This is a genomic window from Pararhizobium sp. LjRoot255 (assembly GCF_964252905.1).
Classification (GTDB): Bacteria; Pseudomonadota; Alphaproteobacteria; order Rhizobiales; family Rhizobiaceae; genus Pararhizobium.
Genome location: NZ_CAXUPQ020000001.1, coordinates 3,228,322 through 3,243,257 on the forward strand (window position 1 = coordinate 3,228,322; position 14,936 = coordinate 3,243,257).

At 61.0% G+C, this 14,936-nt stretch carries 16 protein-coding genes; 13 read left to right on the forward strand and 3 right to left on the reverse strand.

From position 1 onward, the window contains the following. The first annotated feature begins 61 nt into the window (after positions 1-61). The 13 genes from ACSQ2W_RS15500 to ACSQ2W_RS15560 all read left to right on the forward strand — a co-directional run bounded on the left by ACSQ2W_RS15500 (position 62) and on the right by ACSQ2W_RS15560 (position 11,281). Positions 62-841: an amino acid ABC transporter ATP-binding protein gene (locus ACSQ2W_RS15500; protein ID WP_436087051.1), complete on the forward strand. Its 780-nt coding sequence runs from the start codon at positions 62-64 to the stop codon at positions 839-841. A 10-nt stretch (positions 842-851) separates the two neighbouring features. After that, positions 852-1,520, forward strand: coding sequence for an amino acid ABC transporter permease (locus ACSQ2W_RS15505; RefSeq protein ID WP_436087052.1), 669 nt, complete (start codon positions 852-854; stop codon positions 1,518-1,520). A 13-nt stretch (positions 1,521-1,533) separates the two neighbouring features. Further along, positions 1,534-2,199: an amino acid ABC transporter permease gene (locus ACSQ2W_RS15510; protein WP_436087053.1), complete on the forward strand. Its 666-nt coding sequence runs from the start codon at positions 1,534-1,536 to the stop codon at positions 2,197-2,199. 35 nt (positions 2,200-2,234) lie between these two features. After that, positions 2,235-3,113, forward strand: coding sequence for a 4-hydroxy-tetrahydrodipicolinate synthase (dapA, locus tag ACSQ2W_RS15515; RefSeq protein ID WP_436087054.1), 879 nt, complete (start codon positions 2,235-2,237; stop codon positions 3,111-3,113). A 67-nt stretch (positions 3,114-3,180) separates the two neighbouring features. Next, complete coding sequence (locus ACSQ2W_RS15520; RefSeq protein WP_436087055.1) at positions 3,181-4,428, forward strand: NAD(P)/FAD-dependent oxidoreductase; 1,248 nt, start codon at positions 3,181-3,183, stop codon at positions 4,426-4,428. A gap of 11 nt (positions 4,429-4,439) precedes the next feature. Further along, positions 4,440-4,631, forward strand: a complete 192-nt coding sequence (locus ACSQ2W_RS15525; RefSeq protein WP_436087056.1) for a hypothetical protein — start codon at positions 4,440-4,442, stop codon at positions 4,629-4,631. 82 nt (positions 4,632-4,713) lie between these two features. Further along, entirely contained in the window at positions 4,714-6,189 is a 1,476-nt protein-coding gene (locus ACSQ2W_RS15530; RefSeq protein WP_436087057.1) for an aldehyde dehydrogenase family protein, read from the forward strand. 3 nt (positions 6,190-6,192) lie between these two features. Further along, complete coding sequence (locus ACSQ2W_RS15535; RefSeq protein WP_436087058.1) at positions 6,193-7,209, forward strand: proline racemase family protein; 1,017 nt, start codon at positions 6,193-6,195, stop codon at positions 7,207-7,209. 41 nt (positions 7,210-7,250) lie between these two features. After that, positions 7,251-8,603, forward strand: a complete 1,353-nt coding sequence (locus ACSQ2W_RS15540) for an aspartate aminotransferase family protein (protein WP_436087059.1) — start codon at positions 7,251-7,253, stop codon at positions 8,601-8,603. A 14-nt stretch (positions 8,604-8,617) separates the two neighbouring features. Continuing rightward, a complete protein-coding gene (locus ACSQ2W_RS15545) occupies positions 8,618-9,373 on the forward strand; it encodes an SDR family NAD(P)-dependent oxidoreductase (RefSeq protein ID WP_436087803.1) in 756 nt (251 codons plus the stop codon). Between the two features lie 11 nt (positions 9,374-9,384). Continuing rightward, positions 9,385-10,134: an SDR family NAD(P)-dependent oxidoreductase gene (locus ACSQ2W_RS15550; protein WP_436087060.1), complete on the forward strand. Its 750-nt coding sequence runs from the start codon at positions 9,385-9,387 to the stop codon at positions 10,132-10,134. A gap of 293 nt (positions 10,135-10,427) precedes the next feature. Then, on the forward strand, positions 10,428-11,036 hold the full coding sequence (locus ACSQ2W_RS15555) for a DUF1236 domain-containing protein (protein WP_436087061.1): 609 nt from the start codon (positions 10,428-10,430) through the stop codon (positions 11,034-11,036). Positions 11,037-11,116: 80 nt separating this feature from the next. Next, complete coding sequence (locus ACSQ2W_RS15560) at positions 11,117-11,281, forward strand: hypothetical protein (protein ID WP_436080939.1); 165 nt, start codon at positions 11,117-11,119, stop codon at positions 11,279-11,281. 22 nt (positions 11,282-11,303) lie between these two features. Here ACSQ2W_RS15560 and ACSQ2W_RS15565 read toward each other — a convergent pair whose 3' ends face one another. The 3 genes from ACSQ2W_RS15565 to ACSQ2W_RS15575 all read right to left on the reverse strand — a co-directional run bounded on the left by ACSQ2W_RS15565 (position 11,304) and on the right by ACSQ2W_RS15575 (position 14,934). Then, positions 11,304-11,534, reverse strand: a complete 231-nt coding sequence (locus ACSQ2W_RS15565) for a hypothetical protein (RefSeq protein ID WP_436087062.1) — start codon at positions 11,532-11,534, stop codon at positions 11,304-11,306. A 119-nt stretch (positions 11,535-11,653) separates the two neighbouring features. After that, positions 11,654-13,702, reverse strand: a complete 2,049-nt coding sequence (locus tag ACSQ2W_RS15570) for an acyltransferase family protein (protein WP_436087063.1) — start codon at positions 13,700-13,702, stop codon at positions 11,654-11,656. Positions 13,703-13,899: 197 nt separating this feature from the next. Beyond that, a complete protein-coding gene (locus ACSQ2W_RS15575; protein WP_436087064.1) occupies positions 13,900-14,934 on the reverse strand; it encodes a sulfate/molybdate ABC transporter ATP-binding protein in 1,035 nt (344 codons plus the stop codon). Between the last annotated feature and the right edge of the window lie 2 nt (positions 14,935-14,936).

Consider the following 14,936-nt stretch of genomic DNA (forward strand, 5'->3'; position numbering starts at 1 on the left):
GTCATCGAGCGGCCCCGCTTGCCCTAGCAACTCGACAATCACAACCCCGAAGGATTGCGCCATGACGTCGCCATCATCGACGCCGCTTGTCAAAATGGAAGGCCTCCGCAAGAGCTATGGCAATGGAGCCATCAAGGTCCTGCAAGGCCTCGACATCGAAATGAAGGCGGGAGACCGCGTCGTCGTCATCGGCCCGAGCGGCGGCGGCAAGTCCACGCTGCTGCGCGTGCTGATGGGTCTCGAGAAGATAGACCAAGGCTCTATCACCTTCGGCGGCAAGCCCTATATTTCCGCCAACGGAAGCGGCAAGACGCTGATCGACACCAATGTCCGACGGTCGATCGGCATGGTCTTCCAGCATTATACTCTCTTTCCGCATCTCGACATTATAGGCAATCTCATCCTCGCACCCACGAAGGTGCGTGGAGAGAACAAGGCCAAGGCCAAGGAGCGCGCCATGGCTTTGCTTACGCGCTTCGGTCTGGCACAGAAGGCCAATGCCTATCCGGCTCAACTCTCCGGCGGCCAGAAGCAACGTGTGGCAATTGCCCGCGCACTCATGCTCGATCCCAAGCTTATGCTATTCGACGAAGTGACTTCCGCGCTCGATCCTGAACTCGTTGCCGAGGTCGAGCAGGTGGTCCTGCAACTCGCTCAGCAGGAAATGCCGATGGTGATTGTCACCCACGACATGTGGTTCGCCAAGCACATCGCTTCGCGGGTAATCTTCTGTGCGGGCGGTGTGGTCGTCGAGGATGGGCCACCGGAGCAGGTGCTCGGTGCACCGAGGGAAGAACGTACCCGCGAGTTTATAGAACGGGTCTTCCACATCAAGCATTGAGGGCTGCGTCATGGATTACGTTTTCGATTTCGCGTCCGTGTTCCGCAATTTCGGACCGCTCTGGGAAGGACTGTGGGTAACGATTCAGCTCACGGTCGCGGCGAATATCGTCGGTCTGACCCTTGGTTTCATACTGGCGCTGTTGGTCATGAGCAAATGGGCAGTCATCCGCCTTCCGGTCATGCTGTTCATCGAATTTTTCCGCTGCACGCCTGCGATCATCCAGATCGTGTGGTTCTTCTACTGCGTGCCGATGCTGTTCGACGTCTTTCTCGGGTCCGCGGCGATGGGCATCATGGCGCTTGGTCTGAACCTCGCGGCGTTCAACGCCGAAGCATACCGGGCATCTATCCAAGCCGTCCCGCGTGAACAGCTCGATGCTGGTATCGCTCTGGGCCTCAATCCCTTGCAGCGGATCGCCTACATCGTCCTGCCGGCGGCCGTCCGCAACTCGATCCCAGTCCTGCTCACCAACGGCATCGGCACCTTTCAGCAGAGCGCGCTTGTCGCGATCGTCGCGGTCCAGGACCTGATGTACCAGGGCAAGACGCTCGCGACCCAGACCTATCGTCCGATAGAGACCTTTACGATCGTCGCTCTAATCTACTTCGCTGTCTCGTTCCCGGTGTCCCAGATCGTCGGATACCTCGAGCGTCGTCGCGAAATGCAGGCAAGCTGAGGAGATCACGGTCATGACCTACGATTTCGCCATCGTTCTCAAATTTCAGCACGCGCTTCTTCTCGGGCTCTGGATGACGATCAAGCTGACGTTGATCTGCGTTCTTCTCGGATGCGCCCTCGGTTTCGTCTTGGCGCTCGCCAGGACATCGAAGAGTGCCGTGCTCCGGGGCGTCTCGGGTGTCTATGTCGAGTTCTTCCGCGGCACACCGGTCCTTATTCAGCTGTTCTGGATTTTCTTCTGCCTGCCGCTGCTGCTGGGCTTCGAGCTGTCGAACATGACATCAGGCATCATCGCGCTGACGCTCTATATGGGCGCGATCACCAGCGAGACTTTCCGGTCGTCGCTGAAATCGGTCGGCCAGGAGCAACTCGACGCCTGCGTCGCCCTTGGCCTTTCGCCGTGGACCCGGACTACGAGCGTAATCCTGCCACAAGCGGTTCTACGTGCCGCACCGACGCTCCTTTCGAACGTCGTTTCGCTCTTCAAGGAGTCGGCGCTCGTCTCGGCCGTCGGCATGGCTGACCTGATGTTCGTCGGACAGAACATCTCGAACAACACGGCGCGCCCGATCGAGGTCCTCACCGTCGTCGCACTGATCTACTTCGTCATCGCATTCCCGCTCACCCGGGCCGTTACGGTCCTCGAGCAACGCATCCTCAAACGGCTCGCCGTCTGACACCGACCCCAAGAACAACACCGATGGAGACCAAGATGAAACTTTCTGGCGTCATGCCTGCTCTCGTCACGCCGTTCGACACCAGGGACAGGATCGATTTCAAGGCATTCGAAAAACTCCTCGCCCATCTGCGCGATGCCGGTGTGACAGGCTGGGTTCCGAACGGTTCGACCGGCGAATACTTCAGTCAATCGACCGAAGAACGCCGTGAAGTGCTGCAGTTCGTCAAGGATTTCGCCAAGCCCGGCGAGATGCTGATTGCGGGCACCAACGCGTCCGCCACCCGCGAGGTGATCGAGCAAACTGCAATGGCCAAGGACATCGGCTATGACACCGTTCTTCTGGCCCCTCCTTTCTATACGCGCCCGACACAGGCAGAACTCATCAAGCACTATGAAGCCGTGCTGGACGCAGTCGACGTCAATCTCGTGCTCTACAGTTATCCGGCCAAGGACGGGTCCGACATCAGCATCGAACTGATGGATCACTTTGCCGACAATTCGCATGTGATCGGTATCAAGGAAAGCTCCGGTGTTCTGCAGCGCGCCATCGACATCGCCAGCCGCTATGAGGGCAAGATCCAGCTCGTCAGCGGCTCCGACGATATCGCGCTCGACTTCATGTTCTGGGGCGCCGATTCCTGGATTTGTGGTCCCTCGAACTGCATGGCCAAGGCCTGCTGCGACCTCGACCGCACCTACAGGGCCGGTGCCATCGACGAGGCCCGTGAGATGATGAAGACGCTCTACCGCGCGATGAACATTCTCGAATCCGGGAAGTTCGTTCAGAAAATCAAATACGGCTGTGAACTGCAGGGCCTGCCGGTCGGCGAATGCCGCGCGCCGCTTGGTCCTCTGACGGACGAGGAAAAGGCGGAGTTCCGCGCAGCCATGGAGCCGATCCTCAGCTGGTAAGCTGCTCCTGGGGTGGGGCTGCGTCAGTGCGGCTGCGCCCTGGTCTGTGCACCGGGCAGGAAGCGAGATGAACGACAACAGCAAATCCACTCTCGTCATAGGCGCAGGCGTCATCGGGACCGCTATCGCCCACGATCTACAAAAGCGTGGGCGACAGGTCGTGCTCATCGATCGAGATGCGCCTGGTCAGGGGGCGTCGTTCGGCAACATGGCTTCGATTGCCGTGACCGAATTCATGCCGGCCTCACGACCCGCCATCTGGCGGCAGATGCCGGGCTGGATGCTCGACCCTGAAGGACCTGTTCGGGTGCGGCCCTCTTATATGCCGCGTTTGATCCCGTGGTTCGCCCGATTTCTTGCCGCGAGCCGCCCAAAGAAGCTGCGCGAGCTTGAGGCTCACGGCGCCGCACTCTGCAAGCGTGCGCTCGCCGATACCCAGACACTGATGACGGAGCTTGGAATCGCCAGCGACCTCACGGAAACCGGATGTCTCTCGCTCTACCAGAACGAGGCCGAATATCGTGCCGATCGTGAGCACATCGAGATCCTCGACCGCTTCGGTTTCGCCCATGAGGTCTTGGGCCACAACGCGCTTCATGATCTGGAGCCTGAGATCTCCGCTAAGATCGGCATGGCCGTGCTGTTTCCTGATAACCGATCTCTGCGTGATCCGTATGCCTATGTTTGCCGGCTAGCGGAGAGCTTTGAAGGGCAGGGCGGGCGTCTCCTGCAAGCCAGGGTCTCGGGCTTCGAGTTGGCCGAGCGGATTAAAGGGGTACGACTGGAAGACGGCCGCGTGCTCGAGGCCGATCAGGTTGTGCTTTGCGCCGGCGCCTTCACCGCACGGCTCGCCAGAATGCTGGATGAGCCGATCCCGCTTGAGACCGAGCGCGGCTATCACACCCAGATCATGGCACCAGGCACCAGTCTTCGCCATTCCGTCATCTGGCCTGCGCGCGCCTTCATGGTAACGCCGACGGCGGGCGGGATCCGGATCGGCGGCACGGTGGAAATGGCAGGTCTTGATGCACCACCCGACTATCGACGTGCGAAAGTCACTGTGCGGCGCGCCCGGGAGGCGCTGCCGAACTTACAGGTCGAACAAGCAACCGAGTGGATGGGCCACCGCCCTGCCTTCCCGGACACAGTGCCGCTAATGTCCGCGTCCGCCAAAGTGCGGGGCATTTTTTACGCGACCGGACATGGGCATCTAGGTCTAACCAATGCGGCGACCACGGCGCGGCTGATGGGGCAGCTCATTGCGGGCGAGCGCCCAGATCTCGATCTGCGACCCTATAGCATCGAGAGATTTTGAAGGAGAAGGATATGACCGACAAGGTTTGCCTCAGTACCGGCGGCGGTCGCCGCATCGGTGCAGCGGTAGCACATGATGACCTCGACGTCGGCAAGTTTGCCGATCTCGCCGCACTGGAGCGGATCGGCAAGGTCGAGGAACAGGCGAAGACCGCCGCATTCCTGCTGACCGACTTTCGAGCGACATCACCGGCCAGACGCTGATCGTCGATGGCGGCCTGACGAGGGCGATATGAGCAATAGGCAAGGAGTGCCCGAGGCACGACCCTAACGAAATGAGGATGCCATGAGAGACAAGCTTTATATCAACGGTGAATGGGTCGCCCCACTTGAGGGCGGCGCGCTGCCGGTGATCAATCCTGCCACCGAAGAGGTGTTCCACTATATTCCTGCCGGCACTGCGCCGGACGCTGAGGTAGCAGTTGCCGCGGCGCGCGCGGCCTTCGACCACGGCCCGTGGCCGCGGATGACCGGTGTCGACCGCGCAAAAATTTTGCGCGCCATGGCGGAAGGCATCCGTTCCCGCCTGCCAGAACTGACGCGGCTGGAGGTTATGGACAACGGCAAGCCCATCCCCGAAGCGGAATGGGATCTGACCGACGCCGCAGGCTGTTTCGACTTCTATGCAGGCCTTGCTGAGGAACTGGACGGCGAAGTGGAGGAAATAGCGCTGGCCGACGGGCGCTTCACGTCGAAAGCCGTGCGCGAGCCGCTCGGCGTTGCCGTGGCGATCGTACCCTGGAACTATCCGTTGCTCATGGCTTCGTGGAAGGTGGCGCCCGCGCTTGCGGTAGGCTGCACCATGATCCTCAAACCGGCGGAAACCACTTCGCTCACGGCGCTGGAATTAGGGGTGATCGCCGACGAAGCGGGATTGCCGAAAGGCGTGCTGAATATCCTCTCCGGCAAGGGTTCAATCGTCGGACAGGCGCTCATCGACCACCCGCTGGTCGACAAAGTCGCTTTCACCGGCTCCGGTCCCGTGGGCTCGCGGATCATGGCAGCGGGCGCGAAGGATATCAAGCGGATCAGTCTCGAACTGGGTGGCAAGTCTCCATTCATTGTCTTTGCCGACAGCGACATCGAAAAAGCCGTCGAATGGATTATGTTCGGTATCTTCTGGAACCAGGGGCAGGTCTGCTCTGCCACCTCGCGCGTGCTGGTGGAGCGTTCACTTTATCCGGCGCTGCTGGAGCGGTTGGTTGCTGAGACGAAGAAGATCCGGATCGGCGACGGGCTGGAGCCCGGCGTCCTGCTCGGCCCCCTGGTCAACAAAGGTCAGTACGAGGACGTCAAGCGCCACATTGCTCGCGCAGTGGAACAGGGCGCGACGGTTGCCTGCGGTGGCAAGCGGCCGGAAGGCTTCGAAAAGGGCTATTATCTGGAGCCGACCATCCTAACCGACCTGCCCCTCGACAGCGGCGCTTGGGTGGAGGAAATATTTGGTCCCGTCGTCTGCATCCGACCCTTTGATACAGAGGAAGAGGCGGTGCGCCTTGCCAATGACTCGCGCTTGGGTCTTGCCGCCGCGGTGATGTCGGCCGATGATGAACGATGCGAACGGGTAGCCGCAGCGTTCCGGGCAGGTATTGTCTGGATCAACTGCTCGCAGCCCACCTTCACCGAAGCACCCTGGGGTGGCTACAAAGAGTCGGGCATCGGTCGGGAACTGGGGCGCTGGGGCCTCGATAACTATCTCGAGACGAAGCAGATCACCCGGTTCACCGGCAAGGAGCCGTGGGCCTGGTATCTGAAGGGGTAGGCGATGCGCTGGACGCGAACCTTGCAAACAGTGGACGTACATTGCGCAGGCGAGATCGGCCGTGTGGTGAGCGGGGGTGTGTTGAACATCCCCGGCGCGACCATGGCCGACAAGCTGCGCCACCTCAACGAGGTGGACGACAGCCTGCGCCGATTCCTCTGTTCCGAACCGCGCGGCACTCCCGCAGGCTCCTTCTGCCTGCTGCTACCGGCATGCGATCCAGCCGCGGATATCGGCTTCATCGTCCTTCAGCCCGACCAGGCGCATGCCATGTCCGGATCGAACGCCATGTGTGCCGTCACCGCCATTTTGGAAACGGGTATGAAGCCGATGACCGATCCCGAAACGGTGGTTACGCTCGATACGGCCGCGGGGCTTGTACGTGCGGTGGCGTATTGCGAGAGCGGCAAGGTCACGCGCGTCGCGTTGGACATGCCGCCCTCCTTCGTCGTCGAGACGGGAGCGTTAATCGAGACGGAAGAATGGGGCGAGGTGAGGTATGATCTTTGCTTCGGCGGCGTCTTTTATGCGCTTGTCGATGTCGATCAGGTCGGCCTCACCATCGCGCCCGAAAATGCTCGCGAACTGGCGACGCGAGGGGTGCGCTTGCGCAACCTGATCGCGGAGGTCCAGGAGGTAAGGCATCCCCTCAACGCCGCGCTCGACGGTCTCGCCTATGTGATGTTCCGCTCGGAGGAGTCCGATGGCGCGGTGCGCACCTGCACCACACTGCGGCCCGGCCGTGCCGATCGCTCCCCCTGCGGCACGGGATCGAATTCGAACATGGCGGTGCGCCACGCGAACGGTCGAGCTCGCCCCGGTGATGTGATCGTTTCGCGATCCATCATCGGCGGCGAGTTCACCACCGAATTCTTGGAGGAAACACAGGTCGGCCCCTACCGGGCAACGCGCAACCGCGTCTCCGGCCAATGCTGGATCTATGGCATCACGCAGATCGGTTTCGATCCAACTGACCCGTTTCCCTCCGGCTTCACCCTTTCCGATACCTGGGGCGGCTGAAACCCGCCCTGCTTGTCAATTTCGGCCACGGAGACACGGCTATGAGCGAACCGATACTCACCACCACCGACTACCCGCGTGATCCTGCCTTCCTCGATGCGCATTGGATGCCCTTCACCGGCAATCGCGACTTCAAGCGCGATCCGCGGATGATCGCCTCGGCCAGCGGCTGCTATTATACCGATGTGGACGGCCGCAAGATTTTCGACGGTCTCTCCGGCCTGTGGACCTGCGGTCTGGGGCATTGCCACCCGGCGCTGAATGAGGCGATTGCCCGCCAGGCATCCACGCTCGACTATTCGCCGGCCTTTCAGTTCGGTCATCGGCTGTCTTTCGAGCTTGCCAACCGTATCGTGGAGATGATGCCCGAGGGTCTGAACCGGGTGTTCTTCACCGGCTCAGGATCGGAATCGGCGGATACCTCGCTGAAAATGGCGCGGGCCTACTGGCGCGCCAAGGGTCAAGCATCAAAGACTCGCCTGATCGGCCGCGAGAAGGGCTATCACGGCGTCAACTTCGGAGGCATCTCGGTAGGCGGGATCGTGGCCAACCGCAAAACGTTCGGCCAGGCGGTTGAGGCGGACCACCTGCCGCATACGCTGTCGGCAACCAGCGCATATTCCCGCGGGCAGCCCGCTTCCAACAACGGGGTCGAGCTGGCGGACAGATTACTCGAACTGATCCAGTTGCACGACGCCACCAACATCGCCGCGGTCATCGTCGAGCCGATGTCCGGTTCGGCGGGGGTAGTCGTGCCGCCGGTCGGCTACCTCGAGCGCCTGCGCGAGATTTGCACCACTCACGACATCCTCTTGATCTTCGATGAGGTCATCACCTGCTTTGGCCGCATGGGCGCCAATACCGGTTCTGAATATTTCGGCGTCACGCCGGACATTCTCAATGCCGCCAAACAGATCACCAATGGCGCACAGCCTCTCGGCGTCGTCGTGGCCAAGCAGGAGATCTATGACACCTTCATCGCGGCAGGGGGACCGGACTACATGCTGGAATTCCCACATGGTTACACCTATTCCGCCCATCCCATCGCCTGCGCGGCCGGTATCGCTACTCTGGACGTGATGAGGAAGGAAGGGCTGATCGCCCGCGTCGCCGAGCTGGCGCCTTACTTCGAAAACGCCGTGCATAGCCTCAAGGGTGCGAAAATTGCGACTGACATCCGCAATATCGGCCTGGCGGCAGGCCTGACGATCGCCGCCGCCCCGGGCGAACCGGCAAAACGACCTTATGAAATTGCCATGCGCTGCTGGCAAAAGGGTTTTTACGTGCGCTACGGCGGCGACACCATCCAGCTTGCCCCGCCCTTTATAGCCACGGAACGCGAAATCGACGATCTGATCAACGTTCTCGGTGAAGCCATTACTGCGACGGCGTGAGGAGAACGGCGATGATACAACGTTTTACGGGTAAGACGGCCGTTGTCACCGGTGGAGCAGGCGGAATCGGCAGCGCAATCTGCCACCGCCTTGCCCGTGAGGGTGCTTTCGTCTGGATCGTTGATACCGAGCGGACGGCGGCATCCAGTTTGGCCGAGGCACTTCGTAGCGAGGGTTTGCGTGCCGACTGGCGGGCGGTCGATCTCGCCGATGCAAAAGCAATTCACGACTTTGTCAGTCAGATCACACCGACAGGTGCGCGCATCGACGTGCTATGCAACAATGCGGGCATAAACCGACGCGGGGCGTTGCTTGATCTAACCGAGCAAGACTGGGAGATTTCCTTCACGGTCAACCTCAACGCCATTTTCCACATGTGCCAGGCGGTGTTACCTCGTATGATCGAGGCCGGCGGCGGATCGATTGTCAATACCGCCTCGCAATGGGGGCTTTACCCGGCGCCCGGTCATATAGCTTACAATACGAGCAAGGCGGCCGTGGCCGCTTTCACCCAGAACCTCGCGCGCGATTACGCGCCACAAAAAGTCCGCGTTAACGCAGTCTGCCCCGGCGAGGTGCGCACGCCCATGCTGGAATCGAACCTCGCGCGCAGCGGCCGCAGTCTTGCTGACCTGAACGCGCTGGTTCCTTTCGGGCGCATCGGCGAGCCAGAGGAAATCGCCGCACTTGTCGCCTTCCTGGCGTCCAACGAGGCTCCTTATCTTTGCGGTTCGCTGGTGGAGATAACTGGCGCCCAGGCTGTGGCTTGAAAGGGGAACGAATGCTCGCCGGAAAAACCATTCTTGTCACCGGGGCGACCCGCGGCATCGGTGCAGCCATTGTGGCCGCGCTACATCACGAGGGCGCATCCGTCATCGGTCATTTTGGCCGCGGCACGGCAGAAGCACAGTCGATGCTCGGGCGCTACCCTGAACGCCTGCAGATGGTGCAGGTCGATCTGATGCAGCCCGAGGGTGCTCTGTTGGTCTGGCAACGGGCGCTCGATCTGGCGCCATGGGGCATTGATGTTGTCGTCAACAACGCAGGTATCTACGTCGCCTCGCCGCTTGGGGATGCGAGTGCCTGGGCCGAGGGCTGGCAGGCGAACCTTCAGGTCAATCTTCAGGCCCCGGCCGATCTTTGCCGCCTTGCCATCGGACATTTCGCGGAGCGCGCGGGCGGAATCATCATCAACATGTGCTCGCGCTCATCCCACCGCGGTGACGGGCCGGAGCATCTCGCCTATGGTGCTGCCAAGGGTGGTCTCCTGGCACTGACCAAGGGCATCGCCCGGGGCTATGGCGCCGACGGCGTGCTGGCCTACGTACTCGCGCCGGGTTGGGTCAGGACGGCAATAGCCGAGGATCACATCGCGTCAGTGGGCGTAGGCGAAGTGACGAAGAATCTTCCCCTGCGCGAAGTGACCCCGCCCGAAGATGTCGCCGCCATGGTGGCCTTCCTCGCCAGCGGCCGCTGCCGCCATGCCACTGGATCGACCATCGACATTACCGGCGCCGACTATGTCCGCTGAAGTCCTGCGCAACCATTTTCTCTTATTCCAGCTACTAAGTGAGGCCGAGCCGGGCCGCTCGGTGTCCGCGCATCAATACTAATAGTGCCAGCAAGCTCCAGTTAGAAAAGGAGAACGGGCATGCCAACACCTATCCATCTGCGTCTTAGAACCATCGACTCACATCGGGAGAAACGTCCTGTCCGAATATAAACCGGGATGCTGAACAAGCTTCGTGAAAGCGGTAAAACGCATCCACGGAACCTTGGGTACGGGTCAGGCGTTTGGGATTCACCGTTCAAAGGAGAAAGACCATGCGGTGGATTTCAAAGCCCTTGCTCGTTGGGGCGATGCTGCTTTCAGGTGCAGGGCTCGCGCAAGCGGCCATGATGGCGACGACGGCGACGGACCTGACGGTCTATTCCGGGCCGAGTACGGAATATCCTTCCGTCGGCGTCGCGACGCGCGGCAGTTCGGCAGTGCTTGACGGCTGCCTGGACGGCGAGAATTGGTGCCGCATCGACGTCAATGGCATGCGTGGCTGGGTTTTCGCCCAGGAACTGATCGTGGACTACAATGGCGCGCCGGTTATCGTTCAGGAACGCCGCGTCGATCTCGGTGTGCCGATCGTCAGTTACGAGCGGACTGGCAGCATCGTCGGCCCTGCCGATCCGGCCCCGGGTGATGAATTGATCGGCAAGGTCGGCGAAACCATCGTACCGCCGCCCGAAGTGATCACCTATATCGAGCGCACGCCCATGGAGACGATTCCCTATGACGGGGAAGTCGTGGTTGGCGCCACCTTGCCGAGCGACGTGGTGATCTCTGCGGTTCCCAACTACCGATACAGCTATGTCCGCGTCAATGACCGGCCGATCCTGGTCGATCCGCAGAGCCGCCGGATCGTCTATGTTTATGAATAGACGCTGATTTTGCAAAGTCTGGCCCGCGCCGCGGAAGGCGCGGCCCGGGCAGGGGCATATCGTCCCGGGGAGGAACGGACATGACCTCTCGCACAGTCATGATCGCCGTGATCGGCTTCGTGGTCGGTTCGATCCTCAGCGTCCTTGTCGTTCAGCATTTTGCTCCGGACGAGAACATCAAAAGCACCACGCCCCCGGACCCGCTTGTCGTTGATCCGGAAAATGCCGCTGAGGAGACCCGATAGCGGAGTTGCGACCTTTTGCCCATCACTCCCCCACGGCGATGTCCCGCCGCAAGGCGTCTTCGCAGGCTCCCGTCAAAACAACGAAGTCCCGTTCACCGCCCTGGTAGAGCCGGACCATGATGTTGGCGCAGATTTCCATGTCACTGTCCGATCGTGCCCTGTGATGTGCCTCGCAAAACTGATCGAAAACGAGCCGTAGTGTGTCGATATCCTCGGCACAGAGAACGTCCATAGGCATATCGGCGTGCGCCATGGCGATTCCTCCTTTGCGTGGGGCGGCTGCAACCCGTTTTTTCTTTGCCCCGACTACGTGATGATGATCGCAGTTTAGCGCGAATTTAAGACGGGGAATTGTATAAGCTCGATTGCGGGCTATTGCTTGGCCAGCGCCGGTCCCGCGTCCCGCTCCCCGATCGCTCGCACCGCGTCGAGCAGAGCCGGAACGACCAGCGCGGCGCCCGCGTCTGAGAGGTGATCGTCGTCGAAGTAGAAAACCCTGTCGGCGTTGACGCTGTTGATGCATCGCTCCTTGATGAAAGTGCTGCAGAGGAAATCTGCGGGCTTCACACGGAAGAGATTGGGATGGGCGATCGCGTCGAAGGCGGCGATGACCGCCTGGTTTCGCTGCCTATAGCGTTCAAAGCTGGTGCTGAACTCCAGGTTTTTGCGTCCGGTCATCGCGCTTTTCGCCACAAGCTCGGGCACGTTCCACCCGGCTTCGGGTATTGGATAGACGAGCACCACATTGCGGCCCGCATCGAGATAGGTTTGGATATGCGCCACATACTGTTTCAGCACGCGGGCCTTGCGCGCCGGATCATCCTCGCTCGTGGCCTCGCCCAGACGATCGAAGAGATCGACATAGGTCGGCTTCAGAAGCTCGATGCCGCCCTCGCCATTGTCGAAGGGCGTGCCGTCGAGATACAGGCTCCAGCGACTTGCCAGGACAATGGTCGTAGTGCCGCTCTTGCGGATGTAGTCTTCGATGCCGGTGAAAAAGGAGTTGCAGCGCAGGCGGTATTTTGGACTGGAAACGTAGAATCCGGAAAAGCCGACGCAGGCGGAATGGGTCATCACATAGAGATCGGCGTCATTTGCGTCGAAGACGCGGAGCGCTTCTCCGGCGAGTGCGGCTGCGTGAGAATCGCCGATCAGGATCGTCCCGCTGCCGGTTGAATGTTTGGTCAGGCAGTCCCGGACAGGATGGGGCAGGGATGCCTCGCCCTTGTCGAACAGACAGGTGTCCATGATCGGGTCATGACGCTCCTGGGCAAGGGCAGCCTGCGCCTCCAACGGCAGGCGGAATAGCAGGCCGCCATTGGAAAGACCGTAAAAGCCTGTTCCGATGAGCAGTAAGGCTGTCACCGCAGCAGCACTCAGAATCTCGACCGGCCGTGGCAGAAGTGTTGTTTTGGCGCCCTTGCGGAACGGTGTCTCGACGAATCGCCAGGAGAGGTAGGCAAGGGGAAAACAGCCGAGCACCAGCAGGCCCATCGCCAGCGCGGAAGGCTCGGTCAAGCTGCGGATGCGCGCGAAAGCGAACACCGGCTGATGCCATAGATAGAGGCTGTAGCTGATCAGGCCGATTCCGACCATGGGACGTATGGAGAGCAACCGTGCCGTTACCGTTTCCGTGGAGCCGAACAGGATGACCAGAGCGGCGCCGAGAACGGGGGCGAGCGCATAGAGGGACGGAAAGGGTGTCGCCTGATCATAGGCGAAAATCGCAAAGACAATGATCGCCAAGCCCGTCAGGGACAGGACGTTGCTTTTGCATTGTCGCCCGCTCGCCAGCACAAAGGCGCAGAGCGAGCCGGCCAGCAGTTCCCAGGCCCGTGTGTTCGGCAGGTAGAAATTTGTCGTCGCAAAATTCTGTGAACCATATTGGGCAAGCAGCAGACTGGCGATCGCGATCGCCGCGACGGCACCGATGAGCGCCCGGCGGCCGAAGCGCCAGACCAGTATCACGAACAATGGAAACAGCAGGTAATACTGCTCCTCCACTGCCAGGCTCCAGGTGTGCAACAGTGGCTGCTCTTCCGACGCTGCGGCGAAGTAGCCGCCGCTCTCACCCCAGAAAAAGAAGTTGGAAGCGAACAGGCAGACGGAGATGACGCTTGTGGCGAAGCTCGTCATCTGGTCAGGCAGCATCCAGGCCCAGGCAAACGGCAGTGAGCACAACAGCACGAAGAAGAGCACGGGAAGAATGCGGCGGGCCCGGCGCTCGTAAAATTTGAGCAGCGAAAAAGTGTCCTTTTCCCGTTCCGCGATGATGATCGAGGTGATCAGATAACCGCTGATGACGAAGAAGATGTCGACACCGATAAAGCCGCCGCTGAAGCGCTGGAAACCGGCGTGGAACAGCAGCACCGGAACGACCGCTACCGATCTCAACCCATCGATTTCGCGTCTGTAGTTCATTCGGCCCTGCAGCGATCAAAACAGGCGTATTGCCCGGCAGGATGCGACGGCTTGATACCGCGGATCAAGCTGTTCCTGCCAATCAAGTGTCCAAGCAACAGCATTTTGTGGCGAAACAGGAAATGCCGTGGCTCGCGGTAAGCGGCATCGTCACCGGGGGCGCGCCCCCGGTGTGTTTTCAGCTTATTGCGGTATGGTCAGTCGCGGAACAGTTTCCAGCGGGTCGGCCTGAAGGCGAGGCGGGACCGGTCGGAGGTTGCCTTTTCCGGGGGCAGTTCGATTTCGACCTTCGTCTTGGCTGCGCCGATATCGAGCTCGACGTGGCGGGTGCCGGCAACGCGGCGCGTCTGGACGACAATACCGGCAATGCAGCCGCCGCCGTCGAGCATTTCTATGTCGTGCGGGCGGAAATAGAGCTGCGCTGGCCCATCCGCTTCGCCCGGTGCGCTGACGCCGATCGAGCGGTCTTCGAGCCAAAGCTGGCCGTTTTCAACGCGCACTGGCAGAATGTTCGACTGGCCAATGAAACCGAAGACGAAGGGCGAGTTCGGCGTGTCGTAGATCTCGTCCGGCGTACCGATCTGCTCGATCTTGCCCTTGCTCATGACGACGACGCGGTCGGCAAGTTCCAACGCCTCGTCCTGGTCGTGTGTCACGAAGACGGTGGTGTGGCCGGTGCGGTCGTGGATTTCGCGCAGCCAGCGGCGCAGTTCCTTGCGCACCTGCGCGTCGAGCGCGCCGAAGGGCTCGTCGAGCAGCAGCACGTTCGGCTCCACCGCCATGGCGCGGGCGAGCGCTACACGCTGGCGCTGGCCGCCGGACAGTTGCGCCGGGTAGCGCTTTTCAAGGCCGCTCAGCTGCACGAGGTCGAGCAGTTCCAGCGCGCGCTTGCGGATATCGGCTTTCGGCGGACGGCGTCCCGCCGGGCGGATCGTCAGGCCGAAGGAGACGTTGTCGAGCACAGTCATGTGGCGGAACAGGGCGTAATGCTGGAAGACGAAGCCGATGTTGCGCTCCTGCACCGTCTTGCGCGAGGCGTCCTCGTTACCGAAATAGACGGTGCCTTCCGTCGGGCTCTCAAGGCCTGCGATCAACCGCAGCAGCGTCGTCTTGCCGGAGCCGGAGGGGCCTAATAATGCGATCAACTCGCCAGAGCGAATGTCGAGGGACACGTCGTTGAGCGCTGGAAAGCGACCGAATTCCTTGCGTATGTTTTGAACGCGAACTTCCATGT